At 67.0% G+C, this 22,925-nt stretch carries 19 protein-coding genes and 2 pseudogenes; 6 read left to right on the forward strand and 15 right to left on the reverse strand.

The genetic code is table 11. The annotated features are described in order from the left end of the window. The first annotated feature begins 1,466 nt into the window (after window positions 1-1,466). Window positions 1,467-1,640, forward strand: a complete 174-nt coding sequence (locus tag ABD793_RS41370) for a hypothetical protein (RefSeq protein ID WP_344869224.1) — start codon at window positions 1,467-1,469, stop codon at window positions 1,638-1,640. 320 nt (window positions 1,641-1,960) lie between these two features. On the opposite strand, the gene ABD793_RS41375 is transcribed toward ABD793_RS41370, so the two are convergent. Beyond that, the gene (locus tag ABD793_RS41375; protein WP_344869225.1) at window positions 1,961-2,995 is read right to left on the reverse strand and encodes a DUF4192 domain-containing protein; all 1,035 of its coding nucleotides are present in this window, start codon (window positions 2,993-2,995) and stop codon (window positions 1,961-1,963) included. Window positions 2,996-3,120: 125 nt separating this feature from the next. On the opposite strand from ABD793_RS41375, the gene ABD793_RS41380 reads away from it, so the two are divergent. Beyond that, window positions 3,121-3,357, forward strand: a complete 237-nt coding sequence (locus ABD793_RS41380) for a hypothetical protein (RefSeq protein ID WP_344869226.1) — start codon at window positions 3,121-3,123, stop codon at window positions 3,355-3,357. Between the two features lie 173 nt (window positions 3,358-3,530). Here the strand turns inward: ABD793_RS41380 and ABD793_RS41385 are convergent, their stop codons facing one another. From ABD793_RS41385 to ABD793_RS41440, 13 genes and pseudogenes are all read right to left on the reverse strand, one after another. Further along, window positions 3,531-4,238: a hypothetical protein gene (locus ABD793_RS41385; protein WP_344869227.1), complete on the reverse strand. Its 708-nt coding sequence runs from the start codon at window positions 4,236-4,238 to the stop codon at window positions 3,531-3,533. A gap of 6 nt (window positions 4,239-4,244) precedes the next feature. Further along, window positions 4,245-5,225, reverse strand: a complete 981-nt coding sequence (locus ABD793_RS41390; protein WP_344869228.1) for a bifunctional DNA primase/polymerase — start codon at window positions 5,223-5,225, stop codon at window positions 4,245-4,247. Next, window positions 5,222-6,175, reverse strand: coding sequence for a PP2C family protein-serine/threonine phosphatase (locus ABD793_RS41395; RefSeq protein WP_344869229.1), 954 nt, complete (start codon window positions 6,173-6,175; stop codon window positions 5,222-5,224). The genes ABD793_RS41390 and ABD793_RS41395 overlap by 4 nt, the downstream gene beginning before the upstream one ends. Window positions 6,176-6,300: 125 nt before the next feature. After that, window positions 6,301-8,277 carry a hypothetical protein gene (locus ABD793_RS41400; protein ID WP_344869230.1) on the reverse strand — a complete coding sequence of 659 codons (1,977 nt, stop codon included), beginning with the start codon at window positions 8,275-8,277 and terminating at the stop codon, window positions 6,301-6,303. Between the two features lie 333 nt (window positions 8,278-8,610). Next, entirely contained in the window at window positions 8,611-9,072 is a 462-nt protein-coding gene (locus tag ABD793_RS42945; RefSeq protein ID WP_425548855.1) for a response regulator transcription factor, read from the reverse strand. A 177-nt stretch (window positions 9,073-9,249) separates the two neighbouring features. Continuing rightward, window positions 9,250-10,254: a DUF932 domain-containing protein gene (locus tag ABD793_RS41405; protein ID WP_344869231.1), complete on the reverse strand. Its 1,005-nt coding sequence runs from the start codon at window positions 10,252-10,254 to the stop codon at window positions 9,250-9,252. Window positions 10,255-10,512: 258 nt separating this feature from the next. Then, window positions 10,513-10,971: a hypothetical protein gene (locus ABD793_RS41410; protein ID WP_344869233.1), complete on the reverse strand. Its 459-nt coding sequence runs from the start codon at window positions 10,969-10,971 to the stop codon at window positions 10,513-10,515. Window positions 10,972-11,003: 32 nt separating this feature from the next. Next, window positions 11,004-11,963, reverse strand: a complete 960-nt coding sequence (locus ABD793_RS41415; protein ID WP_344869234.1) for a hypothetical protein — start codon at window positions 11,961-11,963, stop codon at window positions 11,004-11,006. 182 nt (window positions 11,964-12,145) lie between these two features. Continuing rightward, window positions 12,146-13,099 (reverse strand): DNA-processing protein DprA, encoded by a 954-nt coding sequence (locus tag ABD793_RS41420; RefSeq protein WP_344869235.1) that lies wholly within the window; start codon window positions 13,097-13,099, stop codon window positions 12,146-12,148. A 191-nt stretch (window positions 13,100-13,290) separates the two neighbouring features. Then, window positions 13,291-13,737 carry a DUF7715 family protein gene (locus tag ABD793_RS41425; RefSeq protein ID WP_344869236.1) on the reverse strand — a complete coding sequence of 149 codons (447 nt, stop codon included), beginning with the start codon at window positions 13,735-13,737 and terminating at the stop codon, window positions 13,291-13,293. A 517-nt stretch (window positions 13,738-14,254) separates the two neighbouring features. Further along, window positions 14,255-15,228: pseudogene (locus ABD793_RS41430) on the reverse strand (IS481 family transposase). Window positions 15,229-15,473: 245 nt separating this feature from the next. Beyond that, on the reverse strand, window positions 15,474-16,049 hold the full coding sequence (locus tag ABD793_RS41435; RefSeq protein WP_344869237.1) for a YbhB/YbcL family Raf kinase inhibitor-like protein: 576 nt from the start codon (window positions 16,047-16,049) through the stop codon (window positions 15,474-15,476). Then, the gene (locus ABD793_RS41440) at window positions 16,046-17,500 is read right to left on the reverse strand and encodes an MFS transporter (protein WP_344869238.1); all 1,455 of its coding nucleotides are present in this window, start codon (window positions 17,498-17,500) and stop codon (window positions 16,046-16,048) included. Before ABD793_RS41440 ends, ABD793_RS41435 begins: the two co-directional genes overlap by 4 nt. Window positions 17,501-17,601: 101 nt before the next feature. Here ABD793_RS41440 and ABD793_RS41445 point away from each other — a divergent pair, with 101 nt between their 5' ends. The 3 genes and pseudogenes from ABD793_RS41445 (at window position 17,602) to ABD793_RS41455 (ending at window position 20,334) form a co-directional block, all read left to right on the forward strand. After that, window positions 17,602-18,054: a MarR family winged helix-turn-helix transcriptional regulator gene (locus tag ABD793_RS41445; RefSeq protein ID WP_344869239.1), complete on the forward strand. Its 453-nt coding sequence runs from the start codon at window positions 17,602-17,604 to the stop codon at window positions 18,052-18,054. A gap of 516 nt (window positions 18,055-18,570) precedes the next feature. Beyond that, the gene (locus tag ABD793_RS41450; RefSeq protein WP_344869240.1) at window positions 18,571-19,374 is read left to right on the forward strand and encodes an NB-ARC domain-containing protein; all 804 of its coding nucleotides are present in this window, start codon (window positions 18,571-18,573) and stop codon (window positions 19,372-19,374) included. Between the two features lie 129 nt (window positions 19,375-19,503). Beyond that, a pseudogene (locus ABD793_RS41455) lies at window positions 19,504-20,334 on the forward strand (transposase family protein). 163 nt (window positions 20,335-20,497) lie between these two features. Here the strand turns inward: ABD793_RS41455 and ABD793_RS41460 are convergent. Beyond that, complete coding sequence (locus tag ABD793_RS41460; RefSeq protein ID WP_344869241.1) at window positions 20,498-21,394, reverse strand: YhfZ family protein; 897 nt, start codon at window positions 21,392-21,394, stop codon at window positions 20,498-20,500. Between the two features lie 130 nt (window positions 21,395-21,524). Between ABD793_RS41460 and ABD793_RS41465 the strand changes: the two genes are divergently transcribed. After that, window positions 21,525-22,922 carry an FAD-binding oxidoreductase gene (locus ABD793_RS41465; protein ID WP_344869242.1) on the forward strand — a complete coding sequence of 466 codons (1,398 nt, stop codon included), beginning with the start codon at window positions 21,525-21,527 and terminating at the stop codon, window positions 22,920-22,922. Window positions 22,923-22,925 lie beyond the last annotated feature (3 nt).

A 22,925-nucleotide genomic window follows, 5' to 3' on the forward strand; every position in this document is an offset into this window, starting at 1 on the left:
CGGGGCTGGTGGGGAATCACGCGGGCCATCGGATCTGCAGGGCCCTCCGCGTGACCGAATCCCCGCCAAGGACGACGTCGCGGTGGATCGCGTTGCCTGAAGCACACTCGGCCTATAAAAGGTCCCCCGTTCTGGACTGCGGCTGGCTTGAGCAGCCTCCAACTCGCGATGGTGATCTTGTTGGCCGTAGGGGCCGTCACCAAACAGGGCTACTCGAACCGCCTGGCCTGCTGACCCAGAAGATCACTCAGGGACGCTCCGCTACAGCCGTGTGGAGCGTCCCTTCTCATGCACGGAGAAGTCCGCAATCACCAGACGCCGACCAGGCTTAAAGCTTGTGTTACTTGGCGTCTGAGGAGCGTCTTCTCGTATGACAGGGCCGCGAGCGTGAGGAAGGTGAAGACGTGAATGGCTTGCGTTCGTAGCGCAAGGACAGGCGCCGGTAGCCGGCGAGCCAGGCACATGGTTCGTTTGAGCACCCAGCGGTATATGCCGAGTTCTCGCCGAACTCGATGCCTTTGCAGGCGATGCGGACCGTGATGCTGCGGTGGTGAACTCGGGCCCGGCGCTCCGATTGGCTATTAGCCCTGTCGGCGTGCAGCTTGCCTGGCTTGCGCCGTCGTGGACCACGTCGCGACTTGCTCGCCGGCATCGCCATCACCTGCGGCCTGGACAGGCTCCACGATCTTGCTGCGGACGTGGCTAAGCAGGGTGGGCCTGGCTCTCGAAAGCGCGCCCGATGGCGACCGACAGGGTTTCGGTAGGGCTCCTGCGACCGCGACTGGCGAGCGTGCCAGCAAGCTCGTCTTCCGCGTCTCACGAGGCGAGAAAGGCCGCTCCCGTCCACGATTGGACCGCCCGGAGGTCGCGAAGCCTGCGTGCTTCAGTTCGGGGCTCGACCTGTCAGCGGTGGCCGCGATGGGCGAGCGTGTCGGTGGCGTTCGGGAGAATCGAGACCCGGATTGGCCACGGCTCCAGGAAGCGTGTGTTGTGCTCGTTGCTCATGACACCACGGTCGACCGGTGGAGGCAGCACGCGACGTTCCCACCGGTGCCTTTTGTGCCCGACCTGGGCAGGGCGTGTGCTGCTCAAACACAGCCGGAGCAGGTCGCGCACTTCGCGCATCTCCCCGGCTTAGAGTGCTGGATCGGACCGGAGAGCGTCACTCACCGGCGAGTCACGCGGCTGCTGGCTGAGCGTTTCCGAAGCTACGGATACCAGGTGGTCCTTGAGGAGGTCCGCCACCGGCGCACGGCCGTCGGGTTGACGCCGCCGCGACCGCGACCGCCGGGACTTTCCGTATCGCCGTCGGGCGACAAGATTCCGAGATCGTTCGAGGACACGAAATCCCGTGCCCGCTCGACCGACGGACGGCTTCCTGCACACGCTTTGGGTGTTCACCGCCAAGCGCGCCCGTACCCTGCTCGACATCGCCCAGACCACGTCGAACTCGCGTTCCCGCAGAAATGCTGTGGGGCAACAATCGCCACTGGCTGGGCGTCTTCGTGCTCGACGCCGACACCGAGACTGTCTGGAACCTGCAACTCCATTCGGCGTTCCGCGAAGGCTACTACGAGGACGGCGAGGGCCAGTACTGTCATCCCCGCGCCCTCAAGGAAGTCACCGGTACACCTCCCTAGTTCGCGCTGACCTGCCGACCGGGGATTGGTGCGTCCGGGAACGCGGGCTCCGGCCGCGGTGTGCTTGCCTTCAGGCGATCCACGCACAATCGGGCCAGGCGTTGACCCGATGACGGCTGTTGCGAAGGCCTCGGTTCCGTGAGCGCGTGGCGCCGCGAGGCGAGATGAGCTGTGAGGAAAGGCATTGCGGCTTGGTTCGGGATCGTCGGATCTGCTGAGCGGCGTCTATTGTGTCGTGTGCGATTCGGGAGACATGGGCTGGCGCTGCCCGCGACCTCTGGTATTGAGGCGGCGGACAGCGCGTCGTTGTAGAAGCGAGGTCAGTTGCCGGGAAACTCCTGGGTGTTCGTGTCGCCCGACAGAACGGTGAGCGTTTTCTGGTGGGTCCAGTCGAGTAGCTCCCTCAGCGTCGACGGTGGTAGCGCCAACCTGATCGTGGAGGTGAGCAGTTTGATGATCGGAACACGCGGGTTCCCTGTTTCCAGCGCGCACATGGCGACGACGGTGTCTCCGCGGAGGTAGGCCTGCACAGCGTTGATCGCGGCGAGATGACTGGCGTAGGGCTCGTCGCAATGCCGCCACAGGTATAAGGCCAGGTGTTCGGTGCCGAAACCTTGCTCCACGGCGGTGGAACTGAGCAGCACGTCGCGGAACGGGATGGTGCTGAAGGTGGCGATGAGATCGGCGATGACGGCGTCGTCTGTGGGCAGTGTCCCGTCAGCGGCGCAGCGGATTGCGGCTCGGGTACGGCCGATCCGTTCTCGCGTTGCCGTGCTGAGAGCCAGGTCAGCCTGCGCTGCGCTGGCGGCGATGCGGATGAGCGGGCGCACCCGTTCCCGAGCGTCGTACGACACCTTGGTGTAGCGGGCCGCGACTTCCTCGCGGCTGCCTGCGATGGTGTAGCCGGCTGCGGCCGATGCAGTTGCAGTGATCGTGGTGGCCGGGTCCGGAAGGGTGCCGCGGCAGTCGGCAGTGAGGTAGCACTGCCAGCGGGCGCCCGCCACGAGCTCTGGGACGTGAATGAGATGCCGGATCCGGAAACCGGACTGGCGGAGGAGCTCGGCCACCTCGTCCGCCATGTCGCGCAGCGGTGACTCGTCGGAAGTGTCGGCGCCGATGAGGAAACCGCTGATGTCGTGGACAGGCTCGTCGGCCAGCCTGGTGAGCCCGGTGGACACGATGCTGGTTCCGGCGATCCGGACCGTAGCAAGGTCGCACCGGATTATGGGACCGACGTGCACCTGTCCGACGCTGGTGGGTGTCGTAGCGATCAACACGAGGGAGTTGGAGGGAATGAATCCCAACAGGGCTGGGATCGTCGCGACAAATTCTCCGGTGTCGTGGATGAAGATCATGGGTAACAGTCCAATGCAGACGGTGGCCGGACGGAAGGCCGGCCAGGGTGAAAGTGGTGCGGGTTGCCTCGCGGAGCTGGGATCCGACGAAAGGTTCGTCAGGGGCGGAACATGGTGCGGAGAGCGTGGTCGACGATCCCGGCAATCCCCGGTGGCGAGGGGCGGAAGCCGTCGTGGCCGATGGCGGGGATGACGCCGTTGATGGCGCTGCTCCAGAAGTCATTGCCACTGCCACAGGGGGTGTGCTCGCTACGGTCGATCGCTATGCATCGTCATTTCCCGTCGTGGCGCCGGAGCGTGATTCGTCGGACGGTTCGATGGTGCTGTGGTGTTCGACCGAGGTGGGTGCGGGAATGGTGTAGAGCTGGACGCAGACGGGCTGGCACCGGTGTGGGACCTCGGTGGCAATAGGGTGGGCGTTGAGCCCGTTCGTGATCAGTGCGTATGCGCGGGCGAACGCAACGTCGTCGGTTGCGGTACTTGGTGTGGTAGCCATAACGGGTGCCTCCGTGCTGGTGTGGGCGTGCGGTGCTGGTCACTGCCGTGGGCCGAGCGCCGGTGCGGAAGTGGTGAAGTGAAGCGACACTGCGGATTCACCGTTGCTGACGGCGTCGCGGATGATGGTGATCGCGGCGTGCAGGCATTCGCGGGTGGCGTGCTGGCTGGGGCGAGTCGCCGGGTGGAGATGTACGACCACAGGAGTGGTGGGCCGTCGGCGTTCACGGCGTGGGTTTCTGTGTCGTAGTTCGGTCACGCTGCTGAGGCGTGCGAGGAACCCGTGGCGGTGCCAGAAGCTCACGTGCAGCCGGGCCTGTGCTTGTGACCCGTTGGTGTCAGGGGTGCCGACGTTCCAGTGTGCAGTTGCGGTGTGTCGGTTGTGAACGATGGTGGGTTGTGCGTTCGGGTTGCCGACGACGTCCGGGACCGGAGGTGTGACGGAGAGCGGAACTCCGTCGGGGCGTGCGTTGAGTTTGCTGATGGTGTAGCTGTCAGAGGGCTTCTGCCCGTTGATTGCGAGGTAGAGACCTTGGTCCTGTACGACGGTCCCGTAATGGCTGATGGGTTTGGAAGGGGGTGTGAAGACGACGCGGTCACCGGGGACGTAGCGGTGCTGCAGCAGCGGCAGCGTGCCTGTGGGGAGGCTGTCGGCGGGGATGAGGAATTTTTCCAGAGCGGTGCTGAGGGGGCGGCGTTGCCAGATCCAGACCAGGGGGTTGGCGTCGGTGGTGGAAGTCGGAGTCATGGTGGGTCAGTCCTTTCCGCGGGTTTGGTGTGGGCGTGGGCGGTCGGTCATGACGCGGCGGTGCTGCTGTCCGGTCTCGATGCCGTCGCGGATGGTGGTGGTCAGTTCGTGCCAGCCGAAGTCGGCAACGCCGAGGTGTCGCCGGGCGGCCGCGGTGAGGTGGCGGGTGATGTCGGCGTGGCTGATCCAGCCGTTGGCGAGCAGCTCACCGAGAGCGGCTGCCGCGGCGAAGAGCCGGATGTGGCGCTCGCCTTCATCGGCGGTGGCGACGTTGCGGCATTCGGCGGTGAGGGCGGCGTGAACGTAGGCCGTGACCCGTCGGCTGCGTGCCGGAGGCGGCGGTGGTGATCCGGTGGATGGGATCGACGGTGGAGGCGGTGTGAGGATGGTGACGAGCCAGCCGGGTGCGAGCGCGACCGGTAGGTCCTGGCTGATGGTGTAGGGGACAGTGATGCCATCGACGTGGCCGACCGATCCCGGAGCGACCACGAGGGAACCGGGGCCCCGGGTGTCGGCATGCCAGCCGAGGCCGTGTCGGCCTGCGCCGACGGTGCTGCGCACCCGGGTTCCCGGCGGGAGGCGGAAAAACCAGTGCTCGCCGCGTGGTGTGGTGACCTTCAGGGTGTGGTGCGGCACGGGCTGCCGGGCCCGGGCCGCCAGCAGTGCGATGACGTCGCGGCCGTGTGTCACACCCAAGCGCGCCCACCGCTCGGGTACGACGCCACGTGCGGCGTCGAAGTCGAGTACGAGCAGATTGGACGGGCCGCAGGCGATCCCGATGTTGGCGGTCGGCTGGCCGGTCCACCACGTGCGGATCTGCTCGGGGTTGCGGGTTGCCTGACGTTCCCATCCGGCGATCGCGGGGCGTTTGCTGCCGGCACGCAGCGGGAACACCGCCCATCCGCGGGCAGCGGCGTCCAGTGCTGCGTCAAGGAAAGGCGACGATCCGGGGGAGGTGCTGGCTGTGTGCCGGGTGGGTGCGCTCATCGCTGCTTGCCGAGGCGAGCGGCGATGTCGCCGGGGTCGATGATCATGGCCGTGGCGTTGTCGGTGCCGCCGAAGTGTGTCGCGGCGAGGGTGAGCAGACGCGCGCATGCCTGCGGAGTGATCTGCAGGGCGGTGATACGGCGCAGGGTGTCGTGCGGGACCGGCCCGTGGATACCGTCGGTGGTCAGCAGCAGGCGTCCGCGGCGCCCGGTGGTCGTGACGGAACCGACGGTGGTGGCGGCGGTCGCTACCGAGCTGGTGACGATGTGGTCGCTGGCGGCCGCGAGTTTCTCCAGCTCGCCGGGCCGGTCGCGGTAGCGGCTGGCGAGTGCGTCCCGCAGCTTCTGACCCTGGGTGTGGTCGGTGGTCAGCTGGACCAGGGCGCCATCGTCGGGCCGGTATTCGTAGGCGCGGCAGCTTCCGACCCAGGCGATGTCCCATCCCGCACCACCGAGGTCTGTGCGCGGTGTGGCGACGACCAGCACGGTGTCGCCGTCGCTGTGGCCGCCCAGAGCAGTGCCCGCGGTCAGAAGCCCGGCGCGGGCTCCGCGGTCGGCGGCAGCGTAGGCCGAGGACGTGGCGGCGCAGCCTGCTGCGTAGACCGACAGCGGTCGGTCCCCGATGCCGTCGGCGATTGCCCAGGCCCGGCGGCAGCCGGTGATGTCGACGTGGGTTCCGGTCGCGTCCGCCTGGAGCCGGCGGCTCCCGATCCGGGAAGCCCATCCGGACAGGTAGAACGGCTGGCCGTAGGCGAAGCGCCGATGATGGCGGGCCAGGGCCCGTGCGTCACGGTGCGACTCGGCGCACTCCGACCAGCCGCAGACGCAGACCGCGCGTGCCCAGCGGGGTCCGGTGGGTAGCGCGCTGTGTGGCCAGGCTGGGTGGGTACGTGCGGCGACGGCGTGAGTTCGGTGTACGTGGGGCTGGACGGGAGGAAAATGAGGATGCATCGGTGATCTCCGATCCCTGCCGGTGAAGAACCAGGCAGGTTGTGCGGGCAGCACAGAACGGGGTGAGCGCGTCAGCCACCGACGGCGCTCACCCCGTTCTGCAGAAGGATCAGGCCTGCGAGGAATCAGGCCGCAGAGACCACCTCGAGGTCTGTTGGATCATCGGGTTCCGAGTCCTCTGTGGAGTTCGCGTCGAACTCGGCCGCGTCATGGTGGGTGTCGCCCGACGATTCAGGGCGAGGATCCTCGACGGGCTCCTCGCCGTGTTCGGTCCCGTGGGGGCCGTCCTCCTCGGTGTCGCCCTCGGAATCCTCATCGTCGGAACCCTCTTCGGCCTGGTGTGGCTGGGCCGCGGGTGCGGGGTCACCCAGCGCGGCGGCGATCACGTCGTCCTCGCGTTCGGGATCGAGGACTTTCAGTTCGACGTCGGAGGCCTTGTAGCCCCAGCGGGTCAAGACCCTGAGGTAGTCCTGGTCCTCTGGGGTTGGGTTCCGCCAGGCGTTGCGGGCGATGCGCTGCTCCATCGCGCAGAGGGTGAGGAACACGTCGTACACGGTGGCCTTGCTCGGTTTGGCGGCGGCGATCTTGTCCGCGAGGTCGGTGGAATGGGTGTACCCGGGCTGTAGTCCCAGCAGCTCGCGTGCGAGGTCGTGACCGCGTTCGAGCACGTACTGCAATGCCTTGGTGGAGTTGGCCTTGTGCAGTGCCAGGAATACGTGCGATCCGGTCGGTGCGGTGGATCGCTGGGCAAACACCTCACCCAGCCACTTCCGGCGCTTGACGACTGCGCCGTCCCAGTCCTTGTTGTTGGCGATCACCCAGCGACGGATGATCGAAGTGGACCGTCGGGTGCGCTCAGCCTGAGCAGCAGCGTCGGCTGCGGCCTCGAACTCCTGCTCCGTCGGTGGGGTTTCCGCCGCGGCGACTGCGGCGGGGGTGAAGTCGGCGCAGCCCGCCGGTGCGTGCTGCAGAGCGTGCCCGTGAGCGACGAAGTCGCGGCAACCGTAGACAGCGACCATCACAGTCTCGCCGTCGTCGGAGGTGTCTTCTTCGATCCACGCTCCGTGCCCGGGGCAGGAGGCATGCCCGGCCGGGATCAGCGCGGTGTCTGACGTGGCGTCGGGAGTAGGCCGCAGGCGATCGAGCGTGCGCGCGGGCCCGGAGTACGGGTCGAGCGTGCGATCGAAGATGACGATGCCGGCGCCGGTGAGGTCGTGGGTGAGTTGCTCGGTGAGCTGCTCTTTACGTGCGGCGTCGGCGCGCTCGGTGCGTTTGACATTGGCGTAGACCTCGAAGTTGTTGGGCTGTTCGAGGGCGAGGCGCAGCAGGTCTGTGGCGGTGGAGGTGTCTCCGGCGTTGTCGAACTCGGCGATCGTGGCGGCCTGGACCAGATCGAGGTCGTAGCGTTCGGCCGCCTTGGTGGCCAGCTCGCTGGCGCCGGCGGTGAAGACGTTCTCGACGTAGGTGGTGCCGCCTTTACCGCGTGCGAGCTTGCGCGCGATCGCTTTGGGCGTGAGGTCGAATGCGGCGAGTTGTTGCATGCCACGGTAGGTGTCGGCGAGCGTCATCGCCACGCGGACATCGTTTTCGGACATCTGGCCGACGATCCGCTCGATTGCGGCCTTGCGTTCGTCGGCGGGCGGCGGCGCCTGCATCCACACCGGAACCGGGACTCCGGCCCGGCGGGCGTTGAGCACGCGACGCTGGCCCTGGGTGATCATGATGGTGCCGTCGTCGGCGCGGTAGCCGTTGGTCGCGACGCGTACCCCGAGCGCTTTGAGGTTGGCAGTGGTGGTCGCGTCGGCGGTGGCGTTGTCCACGCGCACGTTCTCCGCGATGACCACCTCGTCCGGATCGGCCCAGACGATGGTGTCGTACTCCGCTTCCCGGTCATGGAGCAGGTGCCGACGAGCCTCGTCGGCGTTCGGCTCGCTGGCGGTACTGGCGTCCTCGCCAGCTTCCCCAGCCCGGCCGGTGTCGGCTGCGACGTCCGGCTCGTCGGCAGGATCGGCCTGGGCCGGCGCCGTCCCGGTGGGGAGGTTGGCCGCGCCGGCAGGGTCCTCGTGGTCGGGCTGAGCTGATTTGTCCATCGTGCTGGTCACGGGCAACTCCCTGGTTGAGTACCACGTCATCGGATGCGGCGACGTGCTGTCGGTTCCGACCGCCCCCCGGCCCTGGCGTTAAGGCGGAGCCGATCGAGCGGGGCGGGCGTCCCGGGCGGGACGCACTCGACCGAGCGGGGCCGCCAGCGGTGCCGCCCGCCCGGCGGTGCAGCCGTCCATCGGGGCGGCTGTGTCGGCGGGCGGCACCGCCAGGCTCCGCTAGAGTGCGTCGTCCCGCCGGGGGTGCAACGCCCGGATGACACATCAGAGTCGGCTCAGACACTGAGCTTGCTGGGGGAAGCTTCACCGCCAGAGATTGCTGCGCCGTCTCGATCAGCGACGGGGCTGAGGTGACGGCCTGGTCGCGGTGTCCGAAGGTCTCGTGAGGGGCGAGAACACGGCTGGGCGGGCGGGAGGTGCCGCGTCGTGCTCAACGATAGACGGACTGCGGCCGCAAAAGATTCCGATGTGGTAGGCGATCGCGACTGCGTGAGTCCTGTTCGCCGCCTTGAGTTTGCGGAGGATGTTCTTGAGGTGGCTTCGGATGGTTTCCGGTGAACGCCAGTGCTTCGCGGCGATTTGTGCGTTGCTGAGGCCGCGTGCGACGTCAGCGAGAACATGCAGTTCGACATCGGTGAGCAGTGGGCGTTTCGACACGAGGGCGTCCTTCGACGGAGTGGGCGAGGTATGGGGTGGGCTGGTCGTGCGCCACGGCGCGTGCGGTGCACGACCAGCCCGGACCGGGCTTCGGCTCAGTCCGGGACAGACGAGCCGGACTCGGGGTACCCGGTCCATTCGGTTGGCCTGACGGGAGAGTGCGAGGACGCCCGCGGATCACCACGCGCGGCGGTGACACCCAGGCGTGCCCGCGTGGCGGAGTCCACACGACGCCTTTGCCGCCGGTGGACTGGCGGCAAAGGGGACAAGGCACGCCGCCATGGCCGGGGGCCGTGATGATCGTTGACGTGGCGGTCAGATCGTGGCGAGGACTGTGCGCAGCGTGCTGACGGTGGCGTGGTCGAGCTTGGCGAGGCCGCCGTCGAGGACACGGGTCATATTGCGTTCGGGACGGGTGGCGCCCTGGACCGTCGCTTCGTGGTGCTGGCGCGTGTTGACGGCTTGCACGACTCCCCATCCCGTGCCGCGCCACGGGCTGACACGGCTGTCGCTGGTCCAGAGCCGGGTGAGGGAACTGCGACGCTTGGCGGCGTTGGTGTAGGCACGGCCCCGCTGGGCAGGCAGTGGATCGTGCGCGTCGAGAAACATGCGCCAGGCCTCGTCGGTGACGGCGGTTTCACACAGCTTCTTGACTTCGGCAGCGAACTCGCCGGCGATGGTCTCGACCATGTTCAGCGCGGCGCGGGCGTCGAGGACGTTCAGGTCACTCTGGGAGGTGTGCGCGACGGCGTGTTCCTGGCCGGTCTCACGTAAGCCTGCCGCCATGGTGTTGTCGCACACCACGTTGGTGACGACCCGCTTGTAGCGTGATTTGAGGCTGGCGTCGTGGGAGGTGCACGCGAGCAGATTGGGCCGGAACTCGACGCCTTCCGGGGTCATGATGTTGTCCGGCACTTCGACGCTCACCCACGCCTGTTTGCGCTGGCGCAGCAGCCCCGCCGAGCCGATCTGCAGACCCCCGTCGAGGAGGAGGGTAACTTTGTTCAGAAGCCACTCGTCGTACTGATGAATCCCGTATCCGTCGGTGTGGAGGCCGAGCCGGTCGCCGTTGTCGCTGGCGGTGATCGCCAGTGCGGTCGGCTCCAGGCGGGTCCCGAAGTTGTCCCGGATGAGCACTTCGGCGCGCTGTGCTTTCCAGTTGAAGAGGCGGCGCCTGACGTCGGCTACCGGGATCGGGCCTGGGTAGTGATTGGGTTCCCCGCCTTGGGAGTCAGCGCGGTAGTGCCACGCGTGGCCCCGTTTGTCGGTGAATCCGATAAGTACCTGGGTGTTGAGCCAAGCGGCCGTCTCTCGGGACATGGCTGGCCGGTCCTTTCACGAGTACTGGTGGCGGCCCTCGACCAGGCCGGCTGGTATGCCGGCGAGGCCGTGAGGTCGCGCGTGGACGTGGCTGTCCACCAGGCCGGAGCGCCGGCGGCACCGGGCCCCGTTCTCGGCAACCGAGCGTGCCGACCGCAGTGGGCCTGGTGCCGCCGGCGCTGGCCTGGTCCCCTGCCCCCGGCCACGCTGCGATCGCGGCGGCTCAGGCTCGGCCGTGGTTCCTTTGGATGTCCCCGCTCAGTCCCACCAGATCCGGATCCGGTACGGCTGATCGCCGGGCTTGCCGACGATCGGGTGTGGTGTCGCCGGGTGTTGCTGCACGGTGATCTCGTCGGCCCGCAGCCGCCTCGCCCAGTCGATGACGCGCTGGGCGTATGCCTGCCGGTCGACGTCCGAGAGCCTGTTGTTCGTCGTGGTCGCCGACGTGCGGATGCGTTGCTGCTCGAAGAACGGCACCCCGATGTAGAGGACGGGCGAGCCTTCGGCGCCGAACTCGACGAGCATCGCGTCGTCGACCAACGCACCGATGGTGTCGGCGACACGCTGAGGGCTGAAGTTGTTGCAGCCCTGTGCCTTCGCCATCACCGCGTGAAAGGTGGCGCTGTTCGGTAGGCTGACGGTGAAGTTGAGGCTGACTTTCTGGCCGAGTCGGACAAATTCGACGATGTCGTTGTGTACGGACACGTCGTGGGGCATGGTTTTCTCCTGGTCTGGGTGGCCGCGGAGACTTAGCTGCGGCGGAGGAGGGCGTTGCATTCGCCGGAGAGCAGTGCACGGATGACGTCGGATGTCGTGCGGTTGTGCAGGAGCGTGACGATGAGTTCTGTGGTGTGGGAGTGGTCGGCGTAGTTGAGCGATCGGGCGGCGAGTGTCCGGTCACTGCGCAGGAGCGCGCTGGCGGCGACCAAGGTTGCGAGGCGTGCCTGTGCTTTGCGGCTGGTAGTGCCTCTGAACAGGGCGATCCAGAGTTGTTCGACGCGGCGAGCATCGAGACGCGGATCAGGTAGGAGGAAGCGGGCGAAGATCGCGTCGCGTTCGAGAGCCGTCGCGATGGCGTAACCGGTCTGGTCGCTGGGTAGTTCCCCGGATGAGGCTCCCCGGACGGCGACTGTGACGAGCGATTGTGCTTCTTGGTCGTGACGAACGGCGAAGTGCAGCATTTGACGTGCGAACCATCCGATGGGCGCGCCGACGGTGTCGCCATGCCGTTCGAAGGGTCGGTTCCACTGGATGTTGGTGGCGCCGGTGCGCACGCGGACCGGCTTGGTGAGGTCGATCGTGCTGCGCGGTGTCGTGACGCGCCCGGTGTGGGCGTAGCTTCGGTAGTCGCGCCACGAAACGCCGGGCTGTGCGCGAGGGGCCCAGATGGTGCCGACGACGTGGCCGCCCAAGTCCAGCAACGCCTCCCCCAGGGCGGCGAGTGCCGCACGGTGCGGAAGGTCGCGTTTCTGCACCTGCCTGCCAATTACAATGAGAATGAGATGGGTGGTGCCGCGGTCGAAGTGGGCCTGCAGAGCGGTGGCCAAGGAGCCGGTATCGCGGGACAGACACGTAGTCGGAAATGCCGCCAGGACAGCGGGAATCTCCTGAGGCGCGCCGTTGTCGTGACAAGCGATCACGTACAGAGTGTCGTGCCCGGTATTGGGTAAGGCGGCGATCACTTCGCCGATGGACCATGGTGTGGACACGGGTAAGTTCCGATCTTGTCGGCGCAGCCGCGCACATCGCGCAGGCGACGCGGTGGCGGCTCAGGTGTGTGAGCCGCCACCGGTTGAGCGCGCGCATCACGGCGGCGCCGCGGGCATGCCTGGCCGACGCCGGTCATTCCGGACTTGGCGCCGTCGTGGAGGGCGCGCTACGGTCCGCGGACTCACACACTGCGCGGTCCCGCGTCTTCGCCGCCGGCATCGGCACTGCCGGTGTCGAGACAGTCGAGGATGTCGGTGGCGGTGGTGATCAGTTTCGCTGTTCCATCCATGATGAGCTGGTGGCACCCCGCCGAAGGCGCCGAACCTATCGGGCCGGGCACCGCGAATACCGGTCGTTGCAGCGCGGAGGCGCTACGGGCGAGGCTGTGTTGAGCACCGCGCCGACCTGTTTCGATCACCACCACCGCCGTGGTCAGCGCACAGCAAAGCCATCGGCTGACGGTGGCTCGGGCCCGGGTGACGAGCACTGTCGGTGGAAACTGTGAGACCACGGCGCCGCGCTCAGCGATCATGTCCAGCCACACATCCCGGTGATGGGGGTGCCTGACGTCGAGCCCGCTCGGCAGGACGGCCACCGGCACACCCGAGTCGCTGGCGAGAACTCCACGGTGCCCGGCTTCGTCGATGCCGACCGAGCCGCTGCTCCACACCGGGCAGCCGGCAGACGCTAACCCGAACGAGATCTCCGAGGCGGCAAAGCTGCCGTAGGCGGAGGGGACTGTCGTGCCAGAGACCGTGACCCCGCGCCGGACTATTTTGTTCAACTGCTGCCGGCCACGAATCCACAGACCTAGCGGAACGCCGCCAGTGCCCTCTTGCACCTCGGACAAGGCCGCCAAGTCCGCTATCTGGTCCGTCGGCCACTCGTCGTCGCCGGGGATGACGAAGCGGATCCCACGGGCTTCGGCGCGTTTGAGGACTCGATCGGTGTCCTGCCACGTGATGCGACGGTGTAGTGGCGGAACGTGCATTGCCGGTGCGGTGCCGTCGCCGATCAAGCGCGCAGCCTCGACATGGCCTACCTGGCTGATGAAATCGGGTAGCTGGATGGCGCCGGCTGCAGCCGCGTGTTGAAGAAGAACGCGGGAGCGACGATCTTCAGTAGAGCGATTCATGAGTTCTCCGAATGGTGATAGCAATGATGCGCTCTGCGGTGGGAAGCGATCTGGATAGCATGCAGGTATTCAAGAACCGATTGGCGTGGCGAACGTGACCCGGGAGAGCGAACCGGGTGCCCGTGCGGATCGGCGTCAGCCTTTGTGGTTAGATTGTGTTCTTCACATTTCGCGCTGTCTGATAATTGCTGCTATTCCGGTCGTCGGAGGATAGCCGAGCCCTGGCGTTGGAGGACGACACCAACTGGGAAGTCGCTGGCAATGGAAGTGATCACTTCCGCGACTTGGGTGGCGATGGACCAGGAGTCGGAGTCGGTGAGTGCCCCGGCTCGGCGCAGACGGAGGTGATGCTGTGTGACATAGTCGTTCCACGTAATCGGCAATTGAGCCACTTCGACAGTGGTTGTTGCGCGGTCGCATTCCAGCCCGGTGAAGAAGCTGCACAGTGTGCAGTTGCAGTCAGCGAGCTCGTCGATCCGGTCGCACATGGTCGCTATAGTGACCATTTCTCCTGGTTTGCAGGCGCAGCAGTCGTTCGGTCGGTAACCCTGGGTGCGGGTTGTGGCGACGAGAACGGTGAGACCATCCGAAGTATGGCGAGCTGTACCGTTCAATTGTTCATTGTCATGAGTGTTCATTTCTTCCTCTCTTACACTCGAGGCGGGTTCGACCGGGTGTCCTGGCCCTCTGGGAGCTCATAGATGCACGCCGCGCACCGGGCGGGACGGCGTCCTTCGTCCCGGCGCCGTCGGCCGGGTCAATGTGCTGAGGCGGGCTGCTTCGTCACCGGGGTGGTTGACCCGGCGGCCGGGGCCGGGCACCGTGCGCTGGTCCCGCCTGGGTGCGCAGATGACCATATGATTCTTCGAACGCGTTGGCTCGCGGCTATGTCGCCCGGTTGTGGCTTCACCCTCGGCTGCGCTCCGCGTGAGCTGCAGAGGTGGTTCATCAGCACCGCTGGCCGTGGCGGGACCTTTGGGCGAACGGACCAGGGTGGAGATACCTGCGACGTACAACCCGCGTGGCCGAGCAGGCTTGTCGGCGGCCAGTCGGAATTCCCCGTGGACGGCCACCCACGGACGGCCAGTTCGGTTTCCTGCTGGGTCAGTTGCACGATCAGTGATCGCAGCAGGTTCGTCGGTCGGCGCGGCCGTGCTAGTTGTATTGACCCGGAGCGTTGTTCACGCGGGTGATGGGCGGGTGGCCGCCGAGTGTGGTGTGGCAGCGGTGGTGGTTGTAGGTGTGGAGGAAGTCCGCCAAGGCTTCGGTGCGTTCGGCGTTGCTGGAGTAGGGGCGTACGTACGCCCATTCGTCGAGTAGGGTGCGATTTAGACGCTCGGCCTTGCCGTTCGTCTGCGGGCGATAGGGGCGGGTGCGTTTGTGTATGATCCCGGCGGCGCTGAGGGTCTGGGCAAACAGTTTGGATCGGTAGCAGGAGCCGTTGTCTGTGAGGACTCGCTCGACGGTGACGCCGTGCTGTGAGAAGAAGGCGTTCGCTCGCTTCCAGAAGGAGGCTGCGGTCTCCTTGCGCTCGTCGGTCAAAACCTCGCTGTACGCGAGCCGACTGTGATCGTCAATGGCGGTGTGGACGAAGCTGTAGCCAATCACGGGGCTGCCGCCCTTGCGAGCCTCGGTAGTGGCTTGCCGATTGTCGGCGGCCTGCCGGCGGGGCATGATCCGATGTCCGCCGCCGTCCGGGATGTTGCCGAGCTTCTTGATGTCGACGTGGACCAGTTCGCCGGGGCGCTCTCGCTCGTAGCGCCGAATGACTTGGCCGGTTGGCCGGTCCATCCAGCGCAATCGGTTCAGCTGGTGGCGGGCCAGAACGCGATGAACCGTTGAGGCGGGCACGGCCAGAATCGGTCCGATCCGTGCGGGGCCGAGCGTCCGTTCGCGCCGCAGCTCGCAGATGCGTCGACGGGGGTTCGGTGCGGTGTCGTCAGAGGGCGGCTGGAGCGATCATGCAGTCCCGTGTCGCCTTCAGTCCGCCAGCGCCGGACCCACTTGTAGGCCGTGGCGCGGGATATACCCATCTCGTCTGCCACGTGGGCGACGGGCCTGCCGGCCCGGACCCGGTCGACCAGGAGTCGTCTGCCGTGGATGGTCAGACGAGCATTGGGGTGGGGCACGAAGACCTCTCCAGTGTGGTGAATCCTGAACGCCGCCACCCTCGTGACAGGGAGGGCGGCGGCGTCGGGATAGGTAGTCAGGCTGGAATGACGTGAGCGGCGTAGCGACCAGGCCGTATGAGCCTGCGCGGGGGTGGCGCCATCGACCTGGGCATTGCTGGCCGCGACGGCGTCGCTGACCGGATGCATGGCTTACCCGGACTGGTCCACTGGATGTCTCCAGATGAAGCGGCCGCCGTTTCCGGCTATCCGCGTAGCGTGCCTTCCAGGTGGCCTGATGCCAGGACGTGTCCCATGAGCAGAGGGAGCAGGGACTCGAGTTCGGTTGCTGCGGTGGTGTTGGGTTCACAGTCCAGTGCGTAGAGGTGGAACTGGTAGTGGTGGGTGCCGTGGCCGGGCAGCGGGCGGGGTCCCTGGTAGCCGGTGCGGTTTCGGTGGTCGGGCAGATAGGTGAACCGTGCGTTGTCCGCCGTGAGTTCGCCCTCGTCGATGCGGGGCGGCTCGGGCGCGAAGTAGGCAGCCATGTGGCGTCCCGGCTTTGCGGTCGGGGTGTCGATGTCTTCCATCACGAGAAGCATCCGCTTGGTGCGGGCGGGCGGCTCATCCCATGCCAGCGCCGGGGAGATGTTGGGCCCCAGGTCCATGGTCGCGTGGCGCAGCGGGATGGTGGACCCGTGAGTGAAGGCGGACGATGTGAGGTGGAGTGTGCCCGATTCGGCGGCGGCCAGCTCGGGGGCGTTGCGGATACTGCGCGTGCTGCCTGCACGCTTGCCGCGCAGCAGCAGGCCGAGCGGGTAGAGGAGGATGGCGAGCAGCTTCATCGGGGGGTTCCTTCGTTTGCGGTGTCGGGGCCGTTGTCCTGGGCCACGGTGGTGGGGATGGTGCGGTCCAGGAGGGTGGCCAGCACGGTGAGGGCTCCCAGGGCGAGGACGACCCAGCCCATGCGGTGGAAGCCGCTGTCGGTGACGTGGTCGCCGAAGCTGAGGGAGATCACGCTGGAGGAGAAGATCGCGCCGATGTAGCCGAAGGTACGCAACAGCCCTGCGGCGACGCCGACTTCCTCCGCGGCGGTCTGGACGAACAAGGTGGTCTGGTTGGCGAAGTTGCACAGGCCGTTGGGGAAGCCGAGGACACCGGTCGTCAGCAGGATCACGGCCAGGGGGCTGCTGGCGTGTGCGGTGAGCATGAGCAGTCCGCCCCCGGCTAGCGCGACATTGCCGGTCAGCAGCGGCCAGCGCACCCAGCCGCGGGTGGAGACGAAGCGGGCCAGGATCATGCTGACCGCGGACATCGGCAGCATGATCATGCCGGCCTGGAACGAGGAGTACCCGGCACTGCCCTCCAGCCACTGGGTGAGTGAGTACATCGAGGCATAAATACCCAGGCCCACCAGTAGCTGGCGCAGGTAAGTCCGGCGCAGCGCCGGGTTGCGGGCGAGGGAACGGACGTCGATCAGCGGGGACGCGGAGCGCCGCTCCCACCAGATGAGACCGGTGAGCGCGGCGAGTGCGATGGCACCCAGGGGCCAGGCGGGGCGGTCGAGATCGTTGAGGAACTGGAGCAGGCACACCACGGAAAGGGCGAACAGGACGATCCCGACAGGGTCGACGGACGCCAACGCCCCCTTGAAGCCACGGGCTTTGGCGGGCGGGTCCTTCTCCACGTTCTTGGCGGCGAAGATGAAGGCGAAGGCGGCCAGGGGCACGTTGACGAAGAACAGGGCGCGCCAGCCGAACGCGCCGTCCAGGACGCCGCCGAGCGGCAGGCCGAGCACGGCGACGATCTGCGAGGCGATGGAGAAGTTGCCCAGCACGGCGCTGGGCACGCCGGTCTTCAGCCGCTCGGCCCGGCGGCGCACCAGCGCCATGGAGGCGGGGTAGCAGGCGGACGAGCCGATGCCGATCAGTGCGCGGGAGAGCAGCAGGACCTGAAAGCCGGGCGCGATGGTGCCGATCACGCCGCCGGCCAAGAGGATGGCCACACCGGTGAGGAAGATCTTCCTGGGGCCGAAGATCGAGGCGAGCTTGCCCATGGTGGGCTGCATGACCGCGCTGCACAGGTACAGCACGGACACCAGGGACGCGGCCGGACCCGGGCCCAGGTGGTAGTCGGCGGCGAGCCCGGCAAGGCCGGTGGCGATCATAGAAGTATTCACCGGGTTCAACGTCGTACCCAGCATCAGCGGGAACGTGAACCGCAGGCTGAAGCCGTCGTCAACGGACACCGTCGGCTTTGTGGACGCGTCCGGCAGTGAGGGGGGTATCTGAGACATGCGGCCTCGTCAGTCAGGGGGCGGAACGGGTACTTCCGCTGGGGTACCGAAGGTGGATCTTACGTAATACGAAACATCTTATTTCGTTATACTAAGGAACTGTGAGTGTGAACGCAAACCCCCACGACCCGCACAACGACACCAAGGCCGTCGGCAGCGAGCTGCGGGTCGCGGTGGCCCGGATCTACAGCCGCTTCCGCTCCGAACGCGGTGAGGGCGAGATGGCCGAGGCCGCCACCATCGTGCTCACCACACTCCTCAAACGCGGACCGCAGAGCTTGACCGAACTCAGCCGCCACGCCCACGTGACACCGAGCTCCATGAGCCAGACCGTGAACCGGCTCGTCTCCGGCGGACACGCGACCCGGCAGCGGGACCCCGACGACGGCCGCCGAGTCCTCTTCTACTTCACCCCGACCGGCGCCGAAGTCGCTCGCGCAGCACTGGCAGTGCGTCAGGACTGGCTGGAGGGACAGCTCGCCCAACTGTCCGGTGAGGAGCGACTGACACTCCTGCAGGCTTCCCGAATTATGCGCCGACTCGCCGACTCCTGAGCATCACTCGTTCCGGGCGGAATCGCAAAGCCGCGTCGGTGCACTGTCAACAACGTTGGTGATCAATACAGCTAGTCATGCCGCGAGGTTGATCGTGCCGTGAGCGCCAGCAGGGCGCGGCGCGGTGGAACTGGGATCCGTCAGTGGCCACGGTCGTTGCGGCCCGGCGTCGCCGTGAGAACACGTTCTCGATAACGGTGCCTGTGCGTCGGTCTCCTCTTGCTGCGAACGCCCTCTTTTGCCGATGAGCGGACGTTGGCTAGCGTAGTGCAGTCGGTTGCTGAGCAGAGGGCGTGCAGTCGGCTGGCGGGCGAGCTGTGTTCCGTCATTCGGTTCAGCAGGTTGGGTCCTGCGATCTGCGGGTAGCGGTGTCGGGATACTGAGTCGATGAGTGACCGCTCTGACCGTCCGGCGACCGCCGACACGGCCAACCAGGTGACCGGCAGTGTGTCCGGGAATCTGGTGCCGGTTGGTGCTATCCACGGTGACGTGCACTTTCACCGGTAGGCTCGCCCAGTGGTGGACTTGCCGTATCGAGCGGGTGTGGCGCCACAGCAGGCGGCGGCTTTTCAGGACCGCCCGGAGACAGCGCACCTGCTGGCGCAGGCGCTGGAGTGTGGGGACGCCGCGGTGCTGATGGCTCGGCCGGCGGAACGTACCGGTGTGGTGTCGGGGTTGGGTGGGGTCGGCAAGACGCAAGTGGCGCCGGATTACGCCGAGCGGGTGTGGGCCGCTGGCGGGGTGGAGTTGTGGGTGTGGGTGACCGCGGCTTCTCGGGAAGCGGTCGTGTCCAGCTACGCTCGCCTGGCCGCCGACTTGACCGGTGTCGAGGACCCTGACCCCGAGCACGGCGCGCAGCGACTGCTGGAATGGCTGGCCACCACGGCGGCGCGGTGGCTGATCGTGCTCGATGATGTACAGAATCCGGCCGATCTAAGGATGTTGTGGCCACCGGCCACGGCGAGTGGGCGGGTAGTGGTGACCACTCGGCGACGTGACGCTGCGTTGCGTGGACGCGGTCGTCATCTGGTTGAGGTCGACGTGTTCACCCCATCAGAGGCCGAGCCCTATCTGCGTGCCGTGCTGGCCGACCAGCCGCACCTTGCCGCGGGAGGGGCCGAACTGGCCGTCGAGCTAAGGTACTTGCCGTTGGCGTTGGCGCAGGCTGGCGCATGCATGCTGGACCGGGATCTGTCCTGCACCGACTACCGCACCCGCTGGACAGACCGTCAGCGGAGTCTGGCGTCGTTGTTGCCCGAGTCCGACGGGCTGCCCGATGAGCACCGGGCCACCGTCGCTACCACCTGGTCATTGAGGTGATCTCACCAACGATTGGCATCTGAGCCAGACGACACGCGCAAGCCATCCTTATTGGACAGCGCCCAGGCGGGCGTGGGGTCCCTGGTAGATGAGTTCTCGCCACAAGACCATCTACACCGAGGACTCCGCGTGATCGCTTATTCTGCATGCTCGACGTCTCCCGTGAACTGGCCTGTCACCTCAGCCGACTGCTGCACTCCGAACGCTGCCGACGCGGCACTCGCAGCCGTACCAGGGCGCTGAGCTGCTTTCGACACGCGGTGTTGGGCCTGCGCCGGTTCCGCCAGAACGCCGATGTTACCGCGCTGGCCCACGACGCCGGAATCTCCCGCGCCACCGGCTATCGCTATCTGGAGGAGGTCATCACCGTGCTGGCCACCCAAGCCCCCGACCTGCACGACGCGCTGCGCCGAGCCCACACCGAGGGCCTGTCCCACGTGATCCTCCGATGGCAAGGTGTTTTCCGCCGACCGCTGCGGCCAGAAGACCACCAGCGTCAAGGGCACGCAGATTGACCTGTGGTTTTCCGGGAAGGCTCACGAGTCGGGCGGCAACATTCAGGTGCTCTCGGCGCCTGACGGTGTGCCACTGTGGGCCTCGGCTGTCGAGCCTGGATCAACGCATGACCTCACGGCCGCGCGCGAACACGTGCTCGGCGCGTTGTACTGGGCCGCGTCCCAGCTTGACCTGCCGACACTGGCCGATGGCGGCTACAGCGGCGCGGGAATCGGTGTGCACACCCCGATCAAACAGCCCGCCGACGGGCAGGTGCTCGATACGGACAATCAGACCTACAACGCGTTGCTGCGCGGGCTGCGCTGTCTGGGCGAACGCGGGTTTGCGCTGATCACTGGCCGCTGGCGCAGCCTGCGTCATATCACCGCCGGCCCTAGCAGGATTGGTGACATCGTGAAAGCCGCGCTCGTGCTGACACAATTCGAACATCGCATGATCAAGTGAAAGTTGTTGAGATCACGTCACTGTCCGAGATCTATCCGGCAGCTCAGATCCAGATCTGTCAGTCGACGCTGCCGCTTCTTTACGATCTGCGGCTCTCTTTGCAAAGTTGATAGAGCACATTGGTATCAGGCAGAAGATAGTTTCTGTTCCGGGCACGTGCTGTTCAGTGAACGGCCGGGATCGCGCGCAGTACGGATTTTACTTCCGGGCGGCTGCCGCTGCCGACGAGGGCTGCGGCGGAGATGCGGGACCACACGGTTTCGGCCGGGGCCGTGAGCTGGTGGCAGGTGAGGCCGGCGAGCTCGAGAGGGATGACCGAGTGACTGCGGTGCCAGATGCCGGCGTCGGTGTCGCCGCGCAGGACCGCCGCGGGCACGTCGGGAAAGGGATGGTCGACGTACTGGTACCCGTCCTCCCGGGGATAGGTGGCTTCAGTGAGTGCGACGTGGTCGGGGGAGTCCCGGTCGATCGCGATGCGGTGCGGCTCGGTGCCCTCGTCGCGGGTTCGGTGGACCGAAACCAGCTGGTTGGCGCCGTAGTAGGTTCCGGGGGCCAGGAGCCGGACGTGGATGTCGTCGCCGACGCGGTGGGCCGCCGCGTCGAGGACGCCTGACGAAACGACGACCACGTCGACGCGGTCGGTGCCGAGGCTGTCGAGCCGGCGCGCGCCACCGCGTTGATGTCGCACGGTGTGCGGGATGCCCGCGGCGGTCAGCTCATCGGTCAGCGTTTCCGAGAGCTGCTCGATCTCCTCGGGACCGCCGGGTGGCAGCAGCAGGCGGATCGGGTCCAGTCCCGCCAGCGCCCACGCCCGGCGCAGGTCGATCGACCCGACGGTGCGGCCGCCGGCGCCGTGCGAGGTGGTGGTGAGCGCCCCTTGGTCGGCCAGCGTGGTCATCGCGCGCTGGATCGTGCCCGCGGTGCCGCCGACCGTGCGCGCGTAATGGGTGTTGGTGGGCAGTCGTTCCCCGATGCCCAGTCGCAGCGCGTCGATCACCACGGCCCGCAGCACCCGGGGGAGAGGCCGGTCCGACGCGGTCGGCCGGACGTCCTGAGTCACTTCGCGCCCCCGCTGAACGTGGTGTCGGTCCTGTCGCGATGAGCCTACCGCCGATGCGATTGACCGGTGCTCCAAAAATGGAGTATTGTCTCGATCGAGAACGAGCCACACTTGAGCACTGGGAAGTGACGTGTCCGATTCGCAACTGCTTGTCCGTCGGCTGGCCGAGTCCTTCGGTGCCGAAAAGATCTCGACCGACCCGGCGTCCCTGGCGGCCACGAGCCACGACACCTGGCCGGTGTCGACGAAGTGGGCGCGGCGGGGCCTGCACCCGCACCAGGCTGACGTGGTCGTCCGCGCGGTGTCCGAAGCGGACGTTTCGGCGGTGCTGCGGATCGCCGAGGAGTACGGGGCACCGGTGACGACTCGCGCGCTCGGCTCATCGGTCACGGGACAGCCACTGCCGACGCTGGGCGGGATCGTGCTGGACCTGTCAGGTCTCGTGGGGCCACACGAGGTCGACGAGGTCGACCTCACGGTGACCGCGCCTGCGGGGGTCAACGGCGGTGGGCTGGAGGACGCGTTGAACCGCGCGGGGTGGACGACCCGGTTTTCGCCGCAGTCGCTGTACCGGTCGTCGGTCGGCGGCTGGCTGTCCACTTTGGCTACCGGCCAGTTCTCCTCGAAGTACGGCGGCGTCGAAGATCTGGTCGTGGGGTACCGGGTGGTGCTGGCAGGCGGGGAGGCCGTCGAACTGAAGGCGTCGCCGCGCGCGGCGATGGGACCGGACCTGCGTCAGGTGTTCCTCGGATCGGAAGGGACACTCGGGGTCATCACACGGGTGACGCTGAAGATCTTTCCACTGCCTGCCGCGGAGGACGTCCAGACGTTCCTGGTCCCCGACGTCGGTGCCGGACTGGCGATCATGCGAGAGCAGGCCGCGCGCGGGTTGCGCCCATCACTGCTGCGGCTCTACGACCCCACCGAGGCGCGGCACGCGATGGCAGACCCGGGATTCGAGGGCACGGTGTTGTTCGTCGGCACGGAGGGCGAGGCGGAGACGGTCGCGGCCGAAATGGCTGTGCTGACCCGTATCGCGGCCGAGTTCGGCGCGACCGAGCTCGGGCCGGAGCCGGTGCGCGCGTGGCTCGCGCGGCGGTTCGATTTCTCCACGGTAGAGAAGCGGCTGGACACCCCGGGCGGGTTCGCCGAGACGGTCGAGGTGGCGCACACCTGGCGGCACATCGAAGCGCTCTACACGGACGTGCGGAAAGCGTTGGAGCCGCTGGCGGACGAGGTGCTGGTGCACTTCTCGCACGTCTATCCACAAGGGACATCGATGTACATCATTCTGCTCGGTGGGGTCGCCGACGACGCGGCCGCCAGCGAGCGGCTCACCGAGATCTGGGCGACGGCGATGCGGGTCTGCCTCGACCACGGGGCTGAGCTTTCGCACCACCACGGCGGCGGGCTGGCCCGTTCTCCGTATTCGCGCCGCTCCCTCGGTTCTGCGCACCTGGTGCTGCGCAGGCTCAAACACGCGCTGGACCCGGACGGCTTGCTCAACCCGGGCAAGCTCGGACTCTGACCG

It is taken from the genome of Amycolatopsis ultiminotia (assembly GCF_039536925.1).
Taxonomy (GTDB): Bacteria; Actinomycetota; Actinomycetes; order Mycobacteriales; family Pseudonocardiaceae; genus Amycolatopsis; species Amycolatopsis ultiminotia.